Origin of the sequence: Neisseria sp. P0001.S007, from assembly GCF_051963655.1 — a bacterium.
Taxonomy (GTDB): Bacteria; Pseudomonadota; Gammaproteobacteria; order Burkholderiales; family Neisseriaceae; genus Neisseria; species Neisseria subflava_A.
In genome coordinates this window covers 66,819-87,107 of the sequence record NZ_JBQCUB010000011.1, presented here as the reverse complement: position 1 = coordinate 87,107, position 20,289 = coordinate 66,819, and the positions used below count along the sequence as shown (strand labels likewise).

At 51.0% G+C, this 20,289-nt stretch carries 19 protein-coding genes and 1 riboswitch; of the genes, 17 read left to right on the top strand and 2 right to left on the bottom strand.

From position 1 onward, the window contains the following. Nucleotides 1-167: 167 nt before the first annotated feature. From frr to murJ, 14 genes are all read left to right on the top strand, one after another. Nucleotides 168-725 (top strand): ribosome recycling factor, encoded by a 558-nt coding sequence (frr, locus tag ACTHRE_RS09955; protein ID WP_003686718.1) that lies wholly within the window; start codon nucleotides 168-170, stop codon nucleotides 723-725. A 57-nt stretch (nucleotides 726-782) separates the two neighbouring features. Continuing rightward, nucleotides 783-1,529, top strand: a complete 747-nt coding sequence (locus ACTHRE_RS09950) for an isoprenyl transferase (RefSeq protein WP_003681692.1) — start codon at nucleotides 783-785, stop codon at nucleotides 1,527-1,529. Nucleotides 1,530-1,534: 5 nt separating this feature from the next. Next, nucleotides 1,535-2,329 carry a phosphatidate cytidylyltransferase gene (locus ACTHRE_RS09945; protein ID WP_049332974.1) on the top strand — a complete coding sequence of 265 codons (795 nt, stop codon included), beginning with the start codon at nucleotides 1,535-1,537 and terminating at the stop codon, nucleotides 2,327-2,329. Between the two features lie 34 nt (nucleotides 2,330-2,363). Beyond that, nucleotides 2,364-3,113, top strand: coding sequence for an SIMPL domain-containing protein (locus tag ACTHRE_RS09940; RefSeq protein WP_003686550.1), 750 nt, complete (start codon nucleotides 2,364-2,366; stop codon nucleotides 3,111-3,113). Nucleotides 3,114-3,230: 117 nt separating this feature from the next. Next, nucleotides 3,231-4,415: a 1-deoxy-D-xylulose-5-phosphate reductoisomerase gene (gene ispC / locus ACTHRE_RS09935; protein ID WP_377073442.1), complete on the top strand. Its 1,185-nt coding sequence runs from the start codon at nucleotides 3,231-3,233 to the stop codon at nucleotides 4,413-4,415. Nucleotides 4,416-4,473: 58 nt separating this feature from the next. Continuing rightward, on the top strand, nucleotides 4,474-5,499 hold the full coding sequence (locus ACTHRE_RS09930) for a YeiH family protein (protein WP_254321334.1): 1,026 nt from the start codon (nucleotides 4,474-4,476) through the stop codon (nucleotides 5,497-5,499). 328 nt (nucleotides 5,500-5,827) lie between these two features. Then, on the top strand, nucleotides 5,828-7,168 hold the full coding sequence (gene rseP / locus ACTHRE_RS09925) for an RIP metalloprotease RseP (protein WP_377073440.1): 1,341 nt from the start codon (nucleotides 5,828-5,830) through the stop codon (nucleotides 7,166-7,168). 3 nt (nucleotides 7,169-7,171) lie between these two features. Further along, nucleotides 7,172-9,583, top strand: coding sequence for an outer membrane protein assembly factor BamA (gene bamA / locus ACTHRE_RS09920; protein WP_377073438.1), 2,412 nt, complete (start codon nucleotides 7,172-7,174; stop codon nucleotides 9,581-9,583). A gap of 111 nt (nucleotides 9,584-9,694) precedes the next feature. Next, complete coding sequence (locus tag ACTHRE_RS09915) at nucleotides 9,695-10,204, top strand: OmpH family outer membrane protein (protein ID WP_250581222.1); 510 nt, start codon at nucleotides 9,695-9,697, stop codon at nucleotides 10,202-10,204. A gap of 101 nt (nucleotides 10,205-10,305) precedes the next feature. Then, nucleotides 10,306-11,346, top strand: a complete 1,041-nt coding sequence (gene lpxD / locus ACTHRE_RS09910) for a UDP-3-O-(3-hydroxymyristoyl)glucosamine N-acyltransferase (protein WP_377073435.1) — start codon at nucleotides 10,306-10,308, stop codon at nucleotides 11,344-11,346. A 73-nt stretch (nucleotides 11,347-11,419) separates the two neighbouring features. After that, a complete protein-coding gene (gene fabZ / locus ACTHRE_RS09905) occupies nucleotides 11,420-11,869 on the top strand; it encodes a 3-hydroxyacyl-ACP dehydratase FabZ (protein WP_003681704.1) in 450 nt (149 codons plus the stop codon). Between the two features lie 74 nt (nucleotides 11,870-11,943). Continuing rightward, nucleotides 11,944-12,720 carry an acyl-ACP--UDP-N-acetylglucosamine O-acyltransferase gene (gene lpxA, locus ACTHRE_RS09900; RefSeq protein WP_070765542.1) on the top strand — a complete coding sequence of 259 codons (777 nt, stop codon included), beginning with the start codon at nucleotides 11,944-11,946 and terminating at the stop codon, nucleotides 12,718-12,720. 159 nt (nucleotides 12,721-12,879) lie between these two features. Beyond that, the gene (gene lpxB / locus ACTHRE_RS09895) at nucleotides 12,880-14,055 is read left to right on the top strand and encodes a lipid-A-disaccharide synthase (protein WP_377073434.1); all 1,176 of its coding nucleotides are present in this window, start codon (nucleotides 12,880-12,882) and stop codon (nucleotides 14,053-14,055) included. Nucleotides 14,056-14,064: 9 nt separating this feature from the next. Further along, nucleotides 14,065-15,603: a murein biosynthesis integral membrane protein MurJ gene (murJ, locus tag ACTHRE_RS09890; protein ID WP_440345046.1), complete on the top strand. Its 1,539-nt coding sequence runs from the start codon at nucleotides 14,065-14,067 to the stop codon at nucleotides 15,601-15,603. 81 nt (nucleotides 15,604-15,684) lie between these two features. Here the strand turns inward: murJ and ACTHRE_RS09885 are convergent, their stop codons facing one another. Next, a complete protein-coding gene (locus ACTHRE_RS09885; RefSeq protein WP_377073430.1) occupies nucleotides 15,685-16,098 on the bottom strand; it encodes a helix-turn-helix domain-containing protein in 414 nt (137 codons plus the stop codon). Nucleotides 16,099-16,219: 121 nt separating this feature from the next. Between ACTHRE_RS09885 and ACTHRE_RS09880 the strand changes: the two genes are divergently transcribed. The 3 genes from ACTHRE_RS09880 to ACTHRE_RS09870 are packed head-to-tail and all read left to right on the top strand — an operon-like array spanning nucleotide 16,220 to nucleotide 18,121. Next, a complete protein-coding gene (locus tag ACTHRE_RS09880; protein ID WP_440345045.1) occupies nucleotides 16,220-17,011 on the top strand; it encodes a M15 family metallopeptidase in 792 nt (263 codons plus the stop codon). A 10-nt stretch (nucleotides 17,012-17,021) separates the two neighbouring features. Next, nucleotides 17,022-17,399 (top strand): hypothetical protein, encoded by a 378-nt coding sequence (locus ACTHRE_RS09875; RefSeq protein WP_101755719.1) that lies wholly within the window; start codon nucleotides 17,022-17,024, stop codon nucleotides 17,397-17,399. Beyond that, nucleotides 17,399-18,121: a hypothetical protein gene (locus ACTHRE_RS09870; protein WP_377073427.1), complete on the top strand. Its 723-nt coding sequence runs from the start codon at nucleotides 17,399-17,401 to the stop codon at nucleotides 18,119-18,121. Before ACTHRE_RS09875 ends, ACTHRE_RS09870 begins: the two co-directional genes overlap by 1 nt. A gap of 65 nt (nucleotides 18,122-18,186) precedes the next feature. On the opposite strand, the gene thiC is transcribed toward ACTHRE_RS09870, so the two are convergent. Further along, nucleotides 18,187-20,076, bottom strand: coding sequence for a phosphomethylpyrimidine synthase ThiC (thiC, locus tag ACTHRE_RS09865; RefSeq protein WP_440345044.1), 1,890 nt, complete (start codon nucleotides 20,074-20,076; stop codon nucleotides 18,187-18,189). Between the two features lie 93 nt (nucleotides 20,077-20,169). Further along, a riboswitch (TPP riboswitch) is annotated at nucleotides 20,170-20,269 on the bottom strand. Nucleotides 20,270-20,289 lie beyond the last annotated feature (20 nt).

The window sequence follows — 20,289 nt, the reverse complement described above, 5'->3', positions numbered from 1 at the left end:
AGGTGCTCATGGAAAATCTCCTAAATGTCTTGGTGGGAATTTAGGGGATTTTGGGGAATTTTGCAAAGGTCTCAGGCTGTTGGGGCGTAAAGCCTTGTCGTGAGGGCGGTTTAACGGTACTATTCTCGGTTAATCCTGTTTTATTCCTATGAAATTGAAAGTATAAGATGATTAATGATATTCAAAAGACAGCTGAAGGCAAAATGCAGCGTTCTCTGGAAGTATTGAAAGACAATCTGGCTAAAGTGCGTACCGGCCGTGCGCATACCGGCCTGCTTGACCAAGTGGAAGTGGAATACTGGGGCAGCATGGTGCCTGTGAGCCAAGTGGCGAACGTGACGCTTTTGGATGCGCGTACGATCGGTGTGAAACCTTTTGAGAGCAATATGGCTGCAAAAGTCGAGAAAGCGATCCGTGATTCCAACTTGGGTCTGAACCCTGCTTCTGTCGGCGATTTGATCCGTGTCCCTATGCCTATGCTGACTGAGGAACGCCGTAAAGATTTGATCAAAGTGGTACGCGGCGAGGCGGAAGAGGGCCGTGTGTCTATCCGCAATGTGCGCCGTGATGCAAACGACCATATCAAAAAATTGTTGAAAGACAAAGAGATTTCTGAAGATGAAGCCCGCCGTGGCGAGGAAGCGGTTCAGAAGTTGACCGACAAATATATTGCTGAGGCAGACAAGCTCTTGGCTGCCAAAGAAGAAGATTTGATGGCGATTTAATCCTGTGTGCAAACCGTTCAGACGGCCTTTGGACGGTTTGCTCCCTGAAAGGCAGACATGAAAAGCAGTACGCAGACGATTTTGGAACACTCTGCCATCCCCCGACATATTGCTGTGATTATGGACGGCAACGGACGTTGGGCAAAGAAGCGTTTTCTTCCCCGTGTGATGGGGCATAAGCGCGGCTTGGATGCGCTGGAGAACATGGTGAAGCATTGTGCTGAACTGGGTGTGCGGTATTTGACCGTGTTTGCTTTTTCGACTGAAAACTGGCGACGCCCCGAGGAAGAGGTTTCTTTTCTGATGGGGCTGTTTTTGCAGGCTTTGCAAAAGCAGGTGCGCCGTTTGCACGATAACAATATGCGCTTGAGAGTCATCGGCAGCCGTGAGCGGTTTAATGCTGAAATCCTGAAGGGGATTGAGGCGGCAGAGGCGTTGACGGCAAACAATACCGGTTTGACTTTGAGCATTGCAGCCGATTATGGCGGCCGCTGGGATATTTTGCAGGCGGCAAATCAGTTGATTGCCGAGGGTGTAACTGAGATTACTGAAGAGGCGTTGTCGCGTTATTTGATGTTGGGCGATGCACCCGAGCCGGATTTGTTTATCCGAACCGGTGGCGAGACGCGCATCAGTAATTTCCTGCTGTGGCAGATGGCGTATGCGGAATTGTATTTTACGGATACGCTGTGGCCTGATTTTAATGAGAAATCGTTGAACGAGGCGATTGCTTCGTTCCAAAAACGGGAACGCCGCTTTGGGCGGACTTCCGAACAGCTGCCGGTTGAGCAGCAACGGGGTTGAGAACTATGTTGAAACAACGAATTTTAACGGCGCTGTGGCTTTTGCCGCTGATGCTGGGCATGCTGTTTTATGCACCTATGTGGCTGTGGGCGGCGTTTTGCGGCCTGATTGCCATGCTGACTTTGTGGGAATATGCCCGCATGAGCGGCTTGGACAAGCTGAAAATCAATCATTATTTGGCTTCAACGCTGGTGTTTGGCGTGATTGCTTATGCCGGCGGTTGGCAACTGCCTGATTTGGTTTGGTATGTCGTATTGGCGTTTTGGCTGATTGTCATGCCGTGGTGGCTGAAAGCAAAATGGAAGTTAAACGGCGGCTGGCAGGCTTACACGGTCGGTTGGTTGTTGGTAATGCCGTTTTGGTTTGCACTGGTTTACCTGCGCCCTCAGCCTGAAGACGCGCTGTCTTTATTGGCGATTATGGGTTTGGTGTGGGTGGCCGATATTGGCGCGTATTTCTGCGGCAAGTCATTTGGCAAGCGCAAAATTGCGCCGACCATCAGCCCGGGTAAAAGCTGGGAAGGTGCAATTGGTGGCGCATTATGCGTTGCCGTGTACATGACCATCGTATGGAAAGCCGGTTGGCTGGCCTTTGAAGCCGGTTGGTTAAAAACGATTTTGATCGGCTTGATTCTGACCGTTGTCAGCGTGTGCGGCGATTTGCTGGAAAGCTGGCTCAAACGTGCGGCCGGTATCAAAGACAGCAGCAATCTGTTGCCGGGACACGGCGGCGTGTTCGACCGTGTGGATAGTCTGATTGCCGTTATCAGCATTTATGCCGCCTTTGTATATTTGTTTTAAACCGCCTGTCTGACGTGGTTGAGGGGAGCTGATTATGTCCGAACAAAAACAGATTTCATCTTTATCGATTTTGGGCGTATTGTTGGCACTGGGATTGATGGCTGCGGCGTTTATTTTGGGTGTGCAGTTTAAGAATCTGCGTCAGCCGGGGACGATTACCGTAAAAGGTTTGGCGGAGAAAAACTTCCAATCCGACAGCGCGACGTGGAATACGGGCGTAAATGCGCACGGCGAGAGCTATCAGGAAGTTTTGGATTTGCTGACGGCAAGACGCAAGAAGCTGTCTAAGTTTTTGGGTGAGCAAGGCTTTGCGGCGGCTGAAATGAAAGTGGGCCTGCCCGAAGTGTCGCGCGTTTTCAATGAAACCCGAGACGAACTGGGCAATGTAACCCGTACGCCCAACGGCTACGACGGCGACCTCAATATTGTGGTCAACACCAAAAAACTGGATAAAATCCAAGCCGCCCAGCGCGCCATTTTGAATTTTCGTGCGCAGAACGAATTTATCCGCTTCGATAATCCGCAATATTTGTTGGGCAATTTGGAAACCATCAAACGCGATTTGATTACGCAGGCGACTGAGGACGCGCAGAAACGCGCGGCCGAATTTGCCAAAACCGGCGGAGGCAAAGTGGGCGCCATGCGTTCTGCTTCGCAAGGTTCGTTCAACATCTATGCCGACACCGGCAGCAGCGAGGACGATGAGTACGGTGGTTCTTACGATAAAAGCACCGTCGGCAAACAAGTCCGACTGGTTGTTACCATCGAATACGGCATTGAGTAATTCTTTCAGACGGCCTGTTTAGCCGGGAGGCAAAAGGCCGTCTGAAAATTGGAAACGGTAAAGAAATCTATTTCAAACACAATGAATACCGTTTGCACAGCACACAAAGAACACACCATGACACAACAAGTTCTGACCATATTAGGCAGTACCGGCAGCATAGGCGAAAGCACTTTGGACGTTGTTTCCCGCCATCCCGAAAAATTCCGCGTGTTCGCGCTGGCAGGGCATAGGCAGGTGGACAAGCTGGTGGCACAATGCAAACAGTTCCGTCCGGAATATGCCGTTGTCGGCGATGTCGGCCATGCCGCCGAGCTGGAAAAGAAACTCAAACAAGAAGGCATCGATACGCAGGTTTTATATGGCGCTCAAGCCTTGATTGATGTCGCTTCGGCCGATGAAGTCAGCGGCGTGATGTGTGCCATTGTCGGCGCGGCCGGTTTGCCCTCGGCTTTGGCCGCCGCTCAAAAGGGCAAAACCATTTATCTGGCCAACAAAGAAACGCTGGTGGTTTCCGGCGCATTGTTTATGGAAACCGCCTGTCAAAACGGCGCCACCGTCTTGCCGATTGACAGCGAACACAACGCCATCTTCCAAGTATTGCCAAGGGATTACACAGGCCGTCTGAATGAGCACGGTATCAATTCAATTATCCTGACCGCATCGGGCGGGCCCTTCCTTAATACCGATTTAAGTACATTTGACAGCATTACGCCCGAGCAGGCGGTCAAGCATCCGAATTGGAGCATGGGGCGCAAAATTTCCGTCGATTCCGCGTCAATGATGAATAAGGGCTTGGAATTGATTGAGGCGCATTGGCTGTTTAACTGTCCGCCGGAAAAACTGGAAGTCGTCATCCATCCGCAATCCGTGATACACAGCATGGTGCGTTATCGCGATGGTTCGGTATTGGCGCAGTTGGGCAATCCCGATATGCGTACGCCGATTGCTTATTGCTTGGGCCTGCCCGAACGCATCGATTCCGGCGTGGGCGAACTGGATTTCGGCGCATTGTCCGCATTGACCTTCCAAAAGCCTGACTTTGACCGGTTCCCATGTTTGAAACTTGCCTATCAGGCCATGAATGCAGGCGGCGCCGCACCTTGCGTGTTGAACGCTGCCAACGAGGTTGCCGTGGCCGCTTTTTTAGATAAACGCATTAAGTTTACCGATATTGCTAAAGTCGTTGCCCACTGCCTTGCCCAAGATTTTTCAGACGGCCGTCACGATATCGAAGGCCTGCTGGCGCAAGACGCGCAAACACGCAGGCAGGCTCGGGAATTTATGGCTGCATTAAGATAAATACAATAGGCAAAACAGGTATCACCAACGGTGCGGCAGGTTTTGCAGGATGCGTAATATGAAAAAACGTTTGTTCGTAATAGGGCAGTTGGTGCCGCTGTTGGCAGCATCGGTATTGTGTATGGCAGGGGCGCAGTCCCCCGTTTTAAGCGGCTGGGGCATCAGCCCGCTCACCTTGGCGATTGTTGCCGGAATGCTGCTGGGCAATACATTGTTGCTGCGTATGCCTGACTTATGGGCGAGGGGAATTGCGTTCGGCAAAACATGGCTGTTGCAGGTGGGCATCATGCTTTACGGTTTCAGGCTTACTTTAAGCCAAGTGGCTTATGTGGGCTGGCCTGCTTTGCTGGTGGATGCGGCAGTGGTGGCGGGAACCATGCTGCTGGCCATGAAGCTGGGCAGACGGTTTCGGCTCGATGCCAAAACCGCCGCATTGGTCGGTGCGGGCAGTGCGGTATGCGGGGCGGCGGCGGTATTAGCGGCGCAGCCGGTGCTGAAGGCGGAGGAACGCGATGTAGGCGTGGCGGTGGCGACCGTGGTGGTGTTCGGTACGCTGGCCATGTTTGCGTATCCGCTGTTGGCCGCATCGCTGCTGCCTGACGATGCTTCTGCCGCAGCATGGTTTGCCTGGGGTATTTATACCGGTTCCACCGTGCATGAAGTGGCGCAAGTGGCGGCGGCAGGAGCGGCGGTTAACCCTGTCGTAGCCGATGTGGCGGTCATCACCAAAATGATCAGGGTGATGTTGCTGGCTCCGTTGCTGCTGGCACTTCCCGCCTGTACAGGCGGCAGGGACGGACGGGCAAACGGCAGACGTTTTGCCGTGCCGTGGTTTGTGCCGGCATTTCTGGTGATGGTGGTTGTCAACAGTTGGTTTCCCCCGCCGCCGCACATTTACCGGGCAGTACTGACGCTGGATACGCTGCTGCTTACCACGGCAATGTTCTCACTGGGATTGACGACGCGCTGGCAGGCAGTGCGGGCGGCGGGTGTCAAACCGCTGCTGTTAGCGGGCATATTGGCCGTATGGCTGATGATAGGCGGCGGCGTGTTATCGTATGCCGGGTATTGGCTGTTTAAATAACGGTAGACCTGTAAGACAGGTTGGAAAGAGCAACAAACCATCGGACAGACTGCGACTTTATTTCCTGCAATGCCGTAACGGAACAGAATCTCAAACGGCCGCCTTGACGCTTGGTACAACGGTCGGAGACGCAGACGCGGATTTTGCGTGTTTCCTCTGCCGGCTGAAAAAATCGGATTGTGTCTGTCTGATGTGTCCGTTTAAATGACAGGCCGTCTGAAACGTCAACCGCTTGGCATTTAGGCAGACAAAATGGAACAACTGCCTTTATAATCGGTTTTCAGACGGCCTTATCCGTTGATTATCACATTCCACTCAGGGGATTTTTTTGCAAACCTTTTTAGCCTTTATCGTCGCCATTCTGATTTTGGTCAGCCTGCATGAGTTCGGACACTATATTGTTGCCCGCTGGTGCGGCGTTAAAGTCGTGCGCTTTTCCGTCGGCTTCGGTAAGCCCTTTTTTACCCGAAAACGCGGCGATACCGAGTGGTGTCTTGCCCCGATTCCGCTGGGCGGTTACGTTAAAATGGTCGATACGCGCGAAGGCGAGGTAGCGGAAGCAGATTTGCCCTACGCCTTTGACAAACAGCATCCGGCCAAGCGCATCGCCATTGTCGCCGCAGGCCCGTTGACCAATTTGATTTTGGCCGTTTTGCTTTACGGTTTGAGCTTTTCCTTCGGCGTAACTGAGTTGCGCCCCTATGTCGGCATGGTCGAGCCTGCCAGTATTGCCGCCAAAGCAGGTTTTCAGGCAGGCGATAAGATTGTATCGGTCAACGGAATTGCCGTAAAAGACTGGAGCGATGCGCAAACCGAGATGGTGTTGAACCTTGAAGCCGGTCCTGTAAAAGTCGCTGTTCAAACGGCCTCAAATACCCAAGCCATCCGCATAATTGATGCCGCCGGCACGCCTGAAGCAGGTAAAGTTGCGAAAAACCAAGGCAACATCGGCCTTTTGCCTTTTAGAATTACTAACCGCATCGGCAAAGTCTTGGCCAATAGTCCGGCCGAAAAAGCAGGTTTGAAGGAAAATGACAAGCTGCTGACCGCCGATGGAAAACCCATCGAGAGTTGGCAGGCATGGACGGAACTCTTCCGCGCCAGCCCTGGCAAACGAATCGAATTGACTTACGAGCGCGATGGCAAAGTGCTGGCGACTGCTATCCGGCCGGACAGCGTCGAGCAGTCGGCAGGCGTGCTGGTCGGTAGGGCAGGGCTTGCTGCCCAGGCGGATAAAGAGTGGGATAAAACCATCCGCTACCGTTATACGCCTTCCGTTACCCAAGCCTTTGAATTGGGTTGGAACAAAACCGTCAACTATTCGTGGACGACCCTCAAATTTTTCGGAAAACTGGTTACGGGCAATGCCTCTTTGAACCATATTTCCGGCCCCTTGACCATTGCCGATGTCGCCGGACAATCCGCAAAACATGGATTGCAGAGCTATCTTGAATTTCTGGCCTTGGTCAGCATCAGCTTAGGCGTGTTGAACCTTTTGCCCATACCCGTTTTAGACGGTGGACATTTGGTTTTCTATACCGCCGAATGGATACGCGGAAAGCCTTTGAGCGAGCGCATACAGGCAGTTGGCCTGCGCTTCGGACTGGCAGCCATGCTTTTGATGATGGCTGTGGCTTTCTTTAATGACATCAACCGTTTGTTTGGATAATTTATGAAACTGAACCAGATTGCTTCCGCTTTAATGGTATTGAGCCTGTCTCCGTTGGCATTGGCTGACTTTACCATTCAGGACATCCGCGTCGAAGGCTTGCAACGCACCGAGCCGAGTACCGTCTTCAGCTACCTGCCCGTTAAAGTCGGTGATAATTTCAATGATGCGCGCAGTGAAGAAATCATCAAAAAACTCTACGCAACCGGTTTCTTTGATGACGTACGCGTCGAAACCATGGACAATCAAGTCCTACTGACCGTGATTGAGCGTCCGACCATCAGCTCGCTCAATATTACCGGCGCAAAAATGCTGCAAAACGATGCCATCAAGAAAAACCTTGAAGCATTTGGTTTGGCGCAATCCCAATACTTCAACCAAGCAACGCTGAACCAAGCCGTTGCCGGTTTGAAAGAAGAGTATTTGAGCCGTGGCAAACAGTCTGTCCAAATCACGCCGACTGTAATCAAACTCGCCCGCAACCGCGTGTCTATCGATATTGCCATTGAAGAGGGCAAATCTACCAAGATTACCGATATTTCCTTTGAAGGCAACGAAGTTTATTCCGACCGCCGTCTGATGAAGCAAATGTCCCTGAGCGAAGGCGGCATGTGGACTTGGATCACCAAGAGCAACCAGTTCAATGAGCAAAAATTTGCTCAGGACATGGAAAAAGTTACCAATTTCTATCAAAACAACGGCTACTTCAACTTCCGTATTTTGGATACCGATATCCAAACCAACGAAGACAAAACCAAGCAGACCATTAAAGTAATCGTCAGCGAAGGCGACCGCTTCCGTTGGGGCAATGTACGCATCGAAGGCGATACGTTGGAAGTGCCGAAAGAAGATTTGGAAAAACTGCTGACCATGAAGCCGGGCAAATGGTATGAGCGCGCGCAAATGTCCAATTCGCTCGAAGCCATTCAAAACCGCATGGGTCAGGCAGGTTACGCATTCAGCGAAATCAATGTCCAACCGATTCCAAATGCCGAAACGCATACTGTTGATTTTGTGCTGACCGTTCAACCGGGCCGCAAAATCTATGTGAACGAAATCAACATTACTGGCAACAACAAAACCCGTGACGAAGTTATACGCCGCGAGTTGCGCCAAATGGAATCGGCGCCTTATGACTCTGCCAAACTGCAACGTTCTAAAGAGCGCGTTGAGTTGTTGGGCTACTTCGACAACGTTCAATTTGATGCGGCTCCTGTGGCCAATACGCCTGACCAAGTCGACCTGAACATGAGCCTGACCGAACGTTCTACCGGCTCGCTCGACTTGAGCGCAGGTTGGGTTCAGGATACCGGTTTGGTGATGTCTGCCGGCGTGGCTCAAGACAACCTGTTCGGTACGGGTAAATCCGTTGCCTTGCGTGCTTCCCGCAGTAAAACCACAGTAAACGGCTCATTGTCGTTTACCGACCCATACTTCACACCTGACGGTGTAAGCTTGGGCTACGACCTTTACGGCAAGACTTACGACCCGCGTAAAGCTTCTTCCAGCGCGAAACAGTATAAAACCACGACTTTCGGCGGCGGTTTGCGTATCGGTATTCCGGTTACCGAATATGACCGTGTGAATTTCGGTTTGGCCGCAGAGCGTCTGACCGTGAATACCTACAAAGGCGCGCCTAAACGCTATGCCGACTTTATCAACCAATACGGTAAAGGCGACGGCAGCGGCGTAGGCGGCGTAGGTAGCTTCAAAGGCTGGTTGTACAAAGGTACCATCGGCTGGGGCCGCAACAAAACCGACAATGCCTTGTGGCCGACCCGCGGTTACCTGACCGGCGTAAACGGCGAAATCGCCTTGCCGGGCAGCGACCTGCAATACTACACCCTGACCCACAACCAAACTTGGTTCTTCCCGTTGAGCAAAGATTTCACGCTGATGCTGGGTGGCGAAGTCGGTTATGGCAACGGCTACGGCAAAACCAAAACCATGCCGTTCTTTGAAAACTTCTACGGCGGCGGCTTAGGCTCTGTCCGCGGCTTTGAAAGCGGTACGCTGGGCCCGAAAGTTTATGACGAATACGGCGAGAAAATCAGCTACGGCGGTAACAAAAAAGCCAACGTTTCCGCAGAGTTGCTCTTCCCGATGCCGGGCATTAAAGACTCGCGTACTGTACGTTTGAGCCTGTTTGCCGATGCAGGCAGCGTGTGGGATGGCAAAACCTACAGCGATAGTAGCAGTAATTTTTATTACACCAACAATGATGCTCAAAACCCATACGGTTTAGGCAAGACCCACAAATCGACATTCAAAAACGAATTGCGTTACTCTGCCGGTGCTGCCGTGACTTGGCTCTCTCCGCTGGGTCCGATGAAGTTCAGTTATGCTTATCCGATTAAGAAAAAAGAAGGCGACGAAATCCAACGCTTCCAATTCCAACTCGGTACGACATTCTGATGATATTTAGGCCGTCTGAAACCAGGTTTGTCCGTTTCAGACGGCCTCATGGCAGATTGGCGGCAAGCTTATTGCAAACCGCCCGTTTGTTTTCAAGCAAGGATTTTTATCATGAGTAAAATAGCCGACACCCTCCGTATCCTCGCCGTAGCCCTGCCGGGTTTTGTGCTGTTGCCGCAAGCGGCGGCGGATGGCGTGCAGAAAATCGGTTTTATCAATACCGAGCGCGTTTATCAGGAATCCAAGCAGGCGCAAAACATTCAGATGACTTTGGAAAAAGAGTTCAAAAGCCGTCAAACCGCCTTGCAAAAGTTGCAACAGGAAGGCGAGGCTTTAGAGCGAAAACTGAGCGGCGACAAGCTCAGCGACAGCCAAAGGGAAGCGGAAACCCAAAAGTGGCGTAATCTGGTACAGAAATTCCGCAAGCAGCAGGCTGAGTTGGCTGAAGACTACAACCTACGCCGCAATGAAGAATTCGCCGCGCTCCAGCAAAATGCCAACCGCGTCATTGTCGATTTGGCCAAGCGCGAAGGTTACGACTTCATCTTGCAGGACGTGATTTATGTCAACGGCCGCTACGACATTACCGACAGCGTTATCAAAGCCCTAAACGCTCACTGACCCTGCTCGGCAGCGAATGTAACCATACAGACAAACCTAAGGCCGTCTGAAACCCAAACCGGCATCTTTCAGACGGCCTGACATCTTGACGGCAGATTATCATGACTTCACAAGCATACACCCTGTCCCAAATCGTTTCCCAACTCGGCGGCGAATGGAAAGGCGAAGACATCGCCATTACCGCCGTCCGTCCGTTGGATCAGGCGCAGGCGGAACACATCAGCTTTTTGGCCAATCCGAAATACAAAGCCGAAGTACACGACAGCCAAGCAGGCGCAGTGATTGTGTCGCCGAAAGCCGCAGACGAATTTGCGGGCCGCAACCTGATTGTGGCTGCCGACCCTTATCTTTATTTTGCCAAAGTGGCACGATTGTTCTCACCGATTGTCAAAGCACAGGGCGGCGTACATCCGACCGCTGTTGTCGAGGCAAGCGCCAAAGTACCGGCAAGCTGCGAAATCGGCGCGAATGCCTATATCGGCGCGAATGCTGTATTGGGCGAAGGCTGCCGTATTTTGGCCAATGCCGTTGTCCAACACGATTGTACGTTGGGCGATGAAGTCGTGCTGCATCCAAACGCTGTCATCTATCACGGCTGCACTTTGGGCAACCGTGTCGAAATCCACAGCGGCGCAGTCATCGGCGCAGACGGTTTTGGCTTGGCCTTTGCCGGCGATTCATGGTTTAAAATCCCGCAAACCGGCGCAGTCACACTGGGCGATGATGTGGAAATCGGTTCAAACACCAATATCGACCGCGGCGCAATGAGCGACACAACCGTCGGCAACGGCACCAAAATCGACAACCAAGTCCAAATCGGCCATAACTGCAAAATCGGTTCGCACACCGTTATCGCCGCCAAAACCGGTATTTCCGGCAGCGTCACCATCGGCAATTATTGTATTATCGGTGGCGGCGTCGGCACGGTCGGACACATTGAAATCGCCGATAAAACCACCATCGGCGGCGGTACATCCGTTACCCACAGCATTACCGAAAGCGGCCAGCATTTGGCCGGTATTTTCCCGATGTCGGGCTACAAAGACTGGGCGCGCAATGCCGTTTATATCCACCGTTTGAGCGAAATGAACAAACGCCTCAAAACGCTGGAAAAACAGCTTGCCGACAGCGACGAAGCCTAAAGGCCGCGCAAACAGCCTGCGCCCCGCATCCGAATACGTTTAAACCCAATACAAACAAGGAAAGACGAACATCATGGACGTACAACTCCCGATCGAAGCCAAAGACATTCAAAAACTTATCCCACACCGTTATCCGTTTTTGCAACTCGACCGCATTACTGCGTTCGAACCGATGAAAACCCTGACTGCGATTAAAAACGTCACCATGAACGAGCCGCAGTTCCAAGGCCATTTTCCCGACCTGCCCGTGATGCCCGGCGTGCTGATTATCGAAGCCATGGCGCAAGCGTGCGGCACACTCGCCATCCTCAGCGAAGGCGGCCGTAAAGAAAACGAATTCTTCTTCTTCGCCGGTATCGACGATGCCCGTTTCAAACGCCAAGTCATCCCCGGCGACCAACTGGTTTTTGAAGTCGAGCTGTTGACCAACAAACGCGGTATCGGCAAATTCAACGCCGTTGCCAAAGTCGACGGCCAAGTTGCCGTTGAAGCCGTGATTATGTGCGCCAAACGCGTGGTGTAAGAATGGGACAGGCCGTCTGAAAGTTCAAACGGCATCTTGCAGGCAATACCTGTATCAGACAGCAAGGAGACAGCATGACCCTTATCCATCCGACCGCCGTCATCGACCCTAAAGCCGAACTTGACTCCAGCGTCAAAGTCGGCCCATACAGCATCATCGGCCCCAATGTGCAAATCGGTGCGAATACCGAAATCGGCCCGCACGTCGTCATCAACGGCCATACGACCATCGGTGAAAACAACCGCATTTTCCAATTTGCCAGCCTCGGCGAAATTCCGCAGGATAAAAAATACCGCGACGAGCCGACCAAGCTGATTATCGGCAACGGCAACACCATCCGCGAATTTACGACGTTCAACCTCGGCACGGTCACAGGCATCGGCGAAACCCGTATCGGCGACGACAACTGGATTATGGCCTACTGCCACCTTGCCCATGACTGCGTGGTCGGCAACCATACCATCTTCGCCAACAACGCCTCACTCGCAGGCCACGTTACCATCGGCGACTACGTTGTCTTGGGCGGCTACACGCTGGTGTTCCAGTTCTGCCAAATCGGCGACTACGCCATGACCGCGTTTGCCGCCGGCGTACACAAAGACGTACCGCCGTACTTCATGGCTGCAGGCTACCGCGCCGAACCGGCCGGCCTCAACAGCGAAGGTATGCGCCGCAACGGTTTCACTGCCGAGCAAATCGCCTCCGTCAAAGATGTGTATAAAACCATTTACCATCGCGGCATTCCGTTTGAAGAAGCCAAGGCAGAGATTCTGAAACGCGCCGAAACCCAAAGCGAATTGGCAGTATTTAAAGACTTTTTTGCACAATCCACACGCGGCATTATCCGTTGATGGATGGATTGAAGGCCGTCTGAAACTTTTTCAGACGGCCTTTGGATTGCAAAAATCCGCGTAGTAGGGCAGGTTTTTTGTCCGTTTGCCGTTGATGCCGTCTGAAAACGGGTGGGCAAATGTCCGCCACAAAATCTTTTAGCTTCCGAACCTTAACACATGAATCCCAATCCTTCCCCCCTTATCGCCATCAGCGTCGGCGAAGCTTCCGGCGACTTGCTTGGCGCACACTTAATTCGTGCCATTAAGGCGCGTTGCCCGAACGCGCGGTTTACCGGCATCGGCGGCGAGCGCATGAAGGCGGAGGGTTTCGAGAGTTTGTACGATCAGGAAAAGCTGGCGGTGCGCGGTTTTGTTGAAGTCATCAAACGCCTGCCGCAGATTTTGAAAATCCGCAAAGGGCTGGTGAACGATTTAATCCGCCTCAAACCAAATGTGTTTATCGGCATCGATGCGCCGGACTTTAATCTCGGCGTGGCGGAAAAACTCAAGCAGGCAGGCATTCATACCGTTCATTACGTCAGCCCGTCGGTTTGGGCATGGCGGCGCGAACGGGTCAATAAAATCGTGCATCAGGTCAACCGCGTGTTGTGCCTGTTTCCGATGGAGCCGCAGCTTTATATCGATGCCGGCGGCAAGGCTGAGTTTGTCGGCCATCCGATGGCGCAAACCATGCCGGTGGAAGCGGATAGGGCGGCGGCGCGGCAGAAGCTGGGCGTGCCTGTGGACGTGCCCGTGTTTGCCATATTGCCCGGCAGCCGCGTGAGCGAAATCGATTACATGGCGGCGATGTTTTTTCAGACGGCCTTATTGCTGCTGAAACGCTATCCGCAGGCACAGTTTTTGCTGCCTGTGGCAACGGCCGCAACGCGCAAACGCATTAGCGAAATTTTGGCGCAGCCCGAGTTTGCCTCTCTTCCCATCACGCTGACCGACAAGCAGTCGGATACGGTTTGCACTGCTGCCGACGTGGTATTGGTCACCAGCGGTACAGCGACTTTGGAAGTGGCCTTGTGCAAGCGGCCTATGGTCATCAGCTACAAAATTTCGCCGCTGACTTATGCGTATGTGAAAAACAAAATCAAAGTGCCGCATGTTGGTTTGCCCAATATTTTGTTGGGTAAAAACGCTGTTCCCGAGTTGCTGCAACATGATGCCGTCCCTGAAAAACTGGCGCAGGCCGTGGCAGACTGGTATGACCGCCCTGAAGCCGTGGCCGCGTTGGAACAGGATTTCCACGCCTTGCATCTGTTGTTGAAAAAAGATACGGCGGCATTAGCGGCGGCAGCAGTATTGGAAGAAGCCGGATTTTCAGACGGCCTTAAAGACAATTAAGGAAAATACATGAATTTATTGGGAGCCTTGGCCAAGGTTGGCAGCCTGACGATGGTGTCGCGCATTTTGGGCTTTGTGCGCGATACGATTATTGCCCGTGCGTTTGGTGCAGGCATGGCGACGGATGCGTTTTTTGTCGCGTTCAAACTGCCCAACCTGCTGCGGCGCGTGTTTGCAGAGGGCGCATTTGCCCAAGCCTTCGTACCGATTTTTGCGGAATACAAAGAAACCCGCTCGCCCGAAGCCACGCAGGCATTTGTGCGTCATGTGGCCGGTATGCTGTCGTTTGTGTTGGTCATCGTTACCGCGCTGGGCATACTTGCCGCGCCGTGGGTGATTTATGTTTCTGCGCCCGGTTTTGCCAAAGAAGCCGATAAGTTTCAGCTCTCCATCGACCTGCTGCGGGTAACGTTTCCTTATATCTTTTTGATTTCACTATCCTCTTTTGTCGGCTCGATACTTAATTCCTATCATAAATTTGGCATTCCCGCCTTTACGCCGACATTTTTGAACATCTCCTTTATCGTCTTTTCCCTGTTTTTCATACCGTATTTTGATCCGCCTGTTATGGCGTTGGCGTGGGCGGTATTTGTCGGCGGTGTGTTGCAGCTGGTGTTCCAACTGCCTTGGTTGGCGAAACTGGGCTTCTTGAAAATGCCCAAACTCAGCTTTAAAGATGCGGCGGTCAACCGCGTAATGAAACAGATGGGACCGGCTATTTTAGGCGTGAGCGTGGCGCAGATTTCCTTGGTTATCAACACCATTTTTGCCTCGTTTTTGCAGTCCGGCAGCGTGTCGTGGATGTATTACGCCGACAGGCTGATGGAATTGCCGACCGGCGTTTTGGGCGTAGCACTCGGTACAATCTTATTGCCTACCTTGTCCAAACACGCCGCCAGTCAGGATACCGAGCAGTTTTCCGGCCTGCTCGACTGGGGTTTGCGCCTGTGTATGCTGCTGACCCTGCCTGCCGCCGTCGGCCTTGCCGTGTTGTCTTTCCCTCTGGTTACAACCTTGTTCATGTACCGTGAATTTACGCTGCACGACGCGCAAATGACCCAACACGCGCTGATTGCCTATTCCTTCGGCTTGATCGGTCTGATTATGATTAAAGTGTTGGCACCCGGTTTCTACGCACGCCAAAACATCAAAACTCCTGTTAAGGTCGCTATTTTCACACTGATTTGCACGCAGTTGATGAACCTCGCCTTTATTTCGCCGCTTAAACACGTCGGCCTGTCCCTCGCTATCGGTTTGGGCGCGTGTCTGAATGCAGGTTTGCTGTTTTTCCTTTTGCGCAAACACGGCATCTACCGCCCCGGTAAAGGTTGGGCAGCGTTTTTGGTTAAAATGGTCATCTCTTTGGTTGTCATGGGCAGCGGTTTGTGGCTGGCGCAATATTATCTGCCGTTTGAATGGGTGCACGTCGGCGGCTTTAAAAAAGCAGGCCAACTCTGCGTCCTGATTGCCTTGGGCGGCGGCCTCTACTTCGTTTCCCTAGCCGCGCTCGGCTTCCGTCCGCACCATTTCCGCAGAGTGGAAAAATAAGCAACTGTAGTGCGTATTGCTTTGGCTTAAAGGCTATTCACTAAAAAGGCCGTCTGAAACATTTTCAGACGGCCTTTTATTTTATTTCGAACGCAGATTTTCAATCAATTCTTTCAGTAATAGATTTTCATCTATTTTTTGCTGTAGCAGTTGATCTTTGTGCAACATTAATTCTTGTTGATGTTTAATAGTCAGCTTTAATTGTTCAATTTCTGCAGTTAACTCTTGTGAAGGTGTTGCATAGAAAGAAATATCACTGTTGTTGTCGCCTTCATTAATTTGGCATACAAAACCTTTATTTTCGGATTGAAGCAAATCGAGTAAGTCAATATGAAAAATTTCAGCAATTTGCTCCAGGCGTGGTAAGTTCAATCTAGTTTCACCGCGTTCAATTTTTGCATAACCGTTGGTGGAAAGATTTAATTTATCCGCAACCTCTTCCTGTGACCATTGGTTCATTTCTCGCATTAACCGGATTTTTTCATATGTCTTCATAGTTACCACTTTTTATTAATTTCAACCCAAACTTCAGTAGGATTTTATCACTTTTGGTTGCTGGCTTACCAGCAGTTGGTTACATAAAATTATGCCATTATAAATAGATACCTTAAGCATAATGATGGGTTGGAGAACTTTTATTTCCTTTGTGTTTTTCTTAACTATTACCATGCAAAGCCATGCTCGGGAAATTGTGCAACAAGCCGCTGCTCAATGTTTTCAGGCTGCCTATCCGCAAACTGTCAAAGCTACCGGCGCAACTGTTTCGGTTAACGGACAAACATTTGCATTGGCAAAATCGAAATATTCAGATTATTTTAAAAAATTGAATAGCGCAGGTTTATTAGATCAACTGGAACAGATTTATCCTTTGGATTTTTCAACTCCTAAAGTTAATGAAGATGCAGGGCGTTTGCGTGATGATGCTTTCTTTGCTGAAATGTATGGCGAAAATGAGGCAGAGGTAAGAAAAAATTTGGTCCCTATCTATTGGGCTCCGTCAGGAAGAACAGTTATGTTTAACAAAGTAAACGGAGCAGCTGAAAAACTGGAGACAGTTGGTAGAGAGTTGGCGGCTGATTTTAACTTAAAAAGTTATGCTGCCAAAACCGCAGGGACATTTAACTATCGCTTCATTAGTGGAACTAAGCGGCGTAGTGCCCATGCTTTCGGTATTGCCATTGACTTCTCATTGCCTAAAGGCCTAGGTACATATTGGCAGTGGTCAGGCTGTAAAGAGGGTAAAGCCTGTACCTATCCACAAGCTCTGCGCCAAGATGCTATCTTAAAGAGAATGGTTGCAGTCTTTGAAAAGCATGGCTTCATTTGGGGAGGGAAATGGTATCACTATGATTCCGTGCATTTTGAATATAGGCCGGAATTATTAATCAAACAATGTCGTTCACTTTAAAGGAAAACTTATGAAAAAATGGTTAATTTTAGGAAGTATTTTATTATCAACACAAGCTTTCTCATCAGATTATCTATGTTCTTATCGTGCGCGGATATCTCAGAACGATAAATTTAACAGCAGCGGTAATTATATCGCTACGCAATACAGTAAAGATGTTGTTGCTGCTATCATCCGCCAAGAACGTGCCAATTTCCACAAATTTGGTGTGCGAGATAACGAAGATGAAGGCGATTGCGTATTTGCGTCAGCCGAAAATCGTTCGCGCTTAGAACGTTGGTTAGCTTCGGGTAGTATTGGACAGGCTACTATCCGTCGCATTGTTGATGGCAATCCCGTAATTTACGTTGATATTTACCGCAACCGTGTCAGTGTGAGCACCCGTTGATGATTAAAGGTTTGTTATATATCAGTGCAGTAGGTCTGTTCTTGCTATCAGGCTGTGGCTCTAAAAATAAAATTGCTTGTAGTGATGAGAATGGACTACTTGTCTTGAAAAATGTAGTTACCGAAGCTACAGAAAAGCAGTTACGTTCAGAGAATAGTAACTTAACTTTGTCTTCAATCCGTGCAACAATTGCAAAAATCGGAATGTCTTTTGAAGATATCCGCACATCTAAAAATGATCCTAACAGTAATAAAGTTTTTTGTGAAAGTAAGCTCACGCTTAGCATACCTACTGACCTTCTTAGCGATATACAGGTTGCATTAGAGGAAAGTGGACAGAACGATAACATAGAAAAATTTCTGACGAGCTTTAATTATAAGAAATCAGCAACCGCTGCCAATAAATATCAAATTGATCTTGTTTATAATCTTCAGCCGACCGATGATGGGAAACAGATTTATTCTGAAATAGAAGATAGTACCAATGCTGTTGCTGGTATTAGTTCAATGTTGAATTATGCTTTGTCAAAAAACATAATTATCAACCAGAATTTAGAAGAAAAACGTGCTAAGGAAGAAATTGAGAATCAGGAGGCAGCTTACCATAGGTCAGAATGGCAACAACAGTCCTTCGATGAGATGAATCCTGTACAATTACCTGAGACTAACGTATCCAGTCCTGATGAAATAAGGCCTACAGATGAAATGAGCGTAGTGCAATAAGAAAACAACTCCCCAAAAAAAGGCCGTCTGAAACATTTTCAGACGGCCTTTTCTTGCGTTACATTTTAACTGTAAAGCTTCGCTCCTTTTTTGACGAACTCAATCGCTTTTTCTTCCATGCCTTGCCGTTGGGCTTTTTGCTTGTCGGCGTAATCGCGCACTTCCTGCGTGATTTTCATCGAGCAGAATTTGGGGCCGCACATTGAGCAGAAGTGGGCGATTTTTGCTCCTTCGGCAGGCAGGGTTTCGTCGTGGAAGCTCTCGGCGCGTTCGGGGTCGAGGCTTAATCGGAATTGGTCGCGCCAGCGGAACTCGAAACGCGCCTTGCTCAGGGCGTTGTCGCGTAATTGTGCGCCCGGCCAGCCTTTGGCGAGGTCTGCGGCGTGGGCGGCGAGTTTGTAGGTGATAATGCCGGTACGCACGTCTTCTTTGTCGGGCAGGCCGAGATGCTCTTTCGGGGTAACGTAGCAGAGCATGGCTGTGCCGTACCAGCCGATATTGGTTGCGCCTATGCCCGAAGTGATGTGGTCGTAGCCGGGGGCGATGTCGGTAACGAGCGGGCCGAGGGTGTAGAAAGGCGCTTCAAAGCAGTGTTGTAGCTCTTCGGTCATATTTTCTTTGACGCGTTGCAACGGTACATGGCCGGGGCCTTCGATCATCACTTGTACGTCATGCTCCCACGCTTTGGCAGTCAATTCGCCCAAGGTGTGCAGCTCGGCAAATTGGGATTCGTCGTTGGCATCGGCAATGCAGCCGGGCCGAAGGCCGTCGCCGAGGCTGAACGAGACGTCGTAGGCTTTCATAATTTCGCAGATTTCGTCGAAATGCGTGTAGAGGAAGTTTTCTTTGTGGTGGGCGAGACACCATTTCGCCATAATCGAACCGCCGCGCGATACGATGCCGGTGAGGCGGTCGGCGGTCATCGGTACATAACGCAGCAATACGCCTGCGTGCAGGGTGAAATAGTCCACACCTTGTTCTGCCTGCTCGATTAAGGTATCGCGCACCAAATCCCAAGTCAGGTCTTCGGCGATGCCGCCGGTTTTTTCCAAAGCCTGGTAGATGGGCACCGTACCGATGGGGACGGGCGCGTTGCGGATAATCCATTCGCGCGTTTCGTGGATGTGCGCGCCTGTGGATAAGTCCATAATCGTGTCTGCGCCCCAACGCAGCGACCACACCATTTTTTCGACTTCTTCTGTCAGGCTGGAAGTGACGGCAGAGTTGCCTAAGTTGCCGTTGATTTTGACGCGGAAGTTGCGGCCGATAATCATCGGTTCGAGTTCGGGATGGTTGATGTTGGCAGGGATAATCGCGCGTCCGGCGGCAATTTCTTGGCGCACAAATTCGGGCGTGATTTGGTCGGGATGGGTCGGGATATTCGCGCCGAAACTTTGCCCTGCGTGTTGCTTCAAGAGCTTGGCGTATTCGGGTCGTCTGAAAAGCTCGTCCAGCTTCATGCGTTCACGTATGGCGACGAATTCCATTTCGGGCGTGATGATGCCTTGGCGGGCGTAATGGAGCTGGGTTACGTTGCGGCCGGCTTTGGCGCGGCGCGGGCGGGTGATTTGGTTGAAGCGCAGATGGGCGGTTTTCGGATCGTGTGCGCGTTCGGTGCCATATTCGCTAGAAAGCTTGGGCAGGATTTCGGTATCGCCGCGTTCATCCAGCCATGCGGTGCGGACGTGCGGCAGCCCTTGTTTCAGGTCGATGTGTGCCGTCGGATCGCCGTATGCGCCGCTGGTGTCGTACACCGGAATAGGCGGATTGGCTTCCGTACCTTGCGCCGAGTAGGTGTCGTCCTGACGGATTTCGCGTAAAGGCACGCGGATGTCGGCGCGGCTGCCTGGGATATAGACGCGGTCGGAATTTGGATATTGGAAGCGGATGCCGATGTCTTCGCTCAAGTCGGAAAGACGGCGCGCCTCATCGCCGGTTTTTTTAGCGGTAGTCATAAAAATTGCTCCTGTTTTTCGGTTATGAAATGGAAACAGGAGCATTGCTTTTTTTCAGACGGCCTTGTGTATATCTTCAATCAACCGTCTAAAATCACATTTGCCGAAACTCCCCACGCAGGTATTATCCTGTTCGGGTGTAAAGGGTATTTCTCAGCCGCTCGGTTTGAAAGCAGCACCCCTGTTTCTTTATTAACGAAAAATTAAACCATG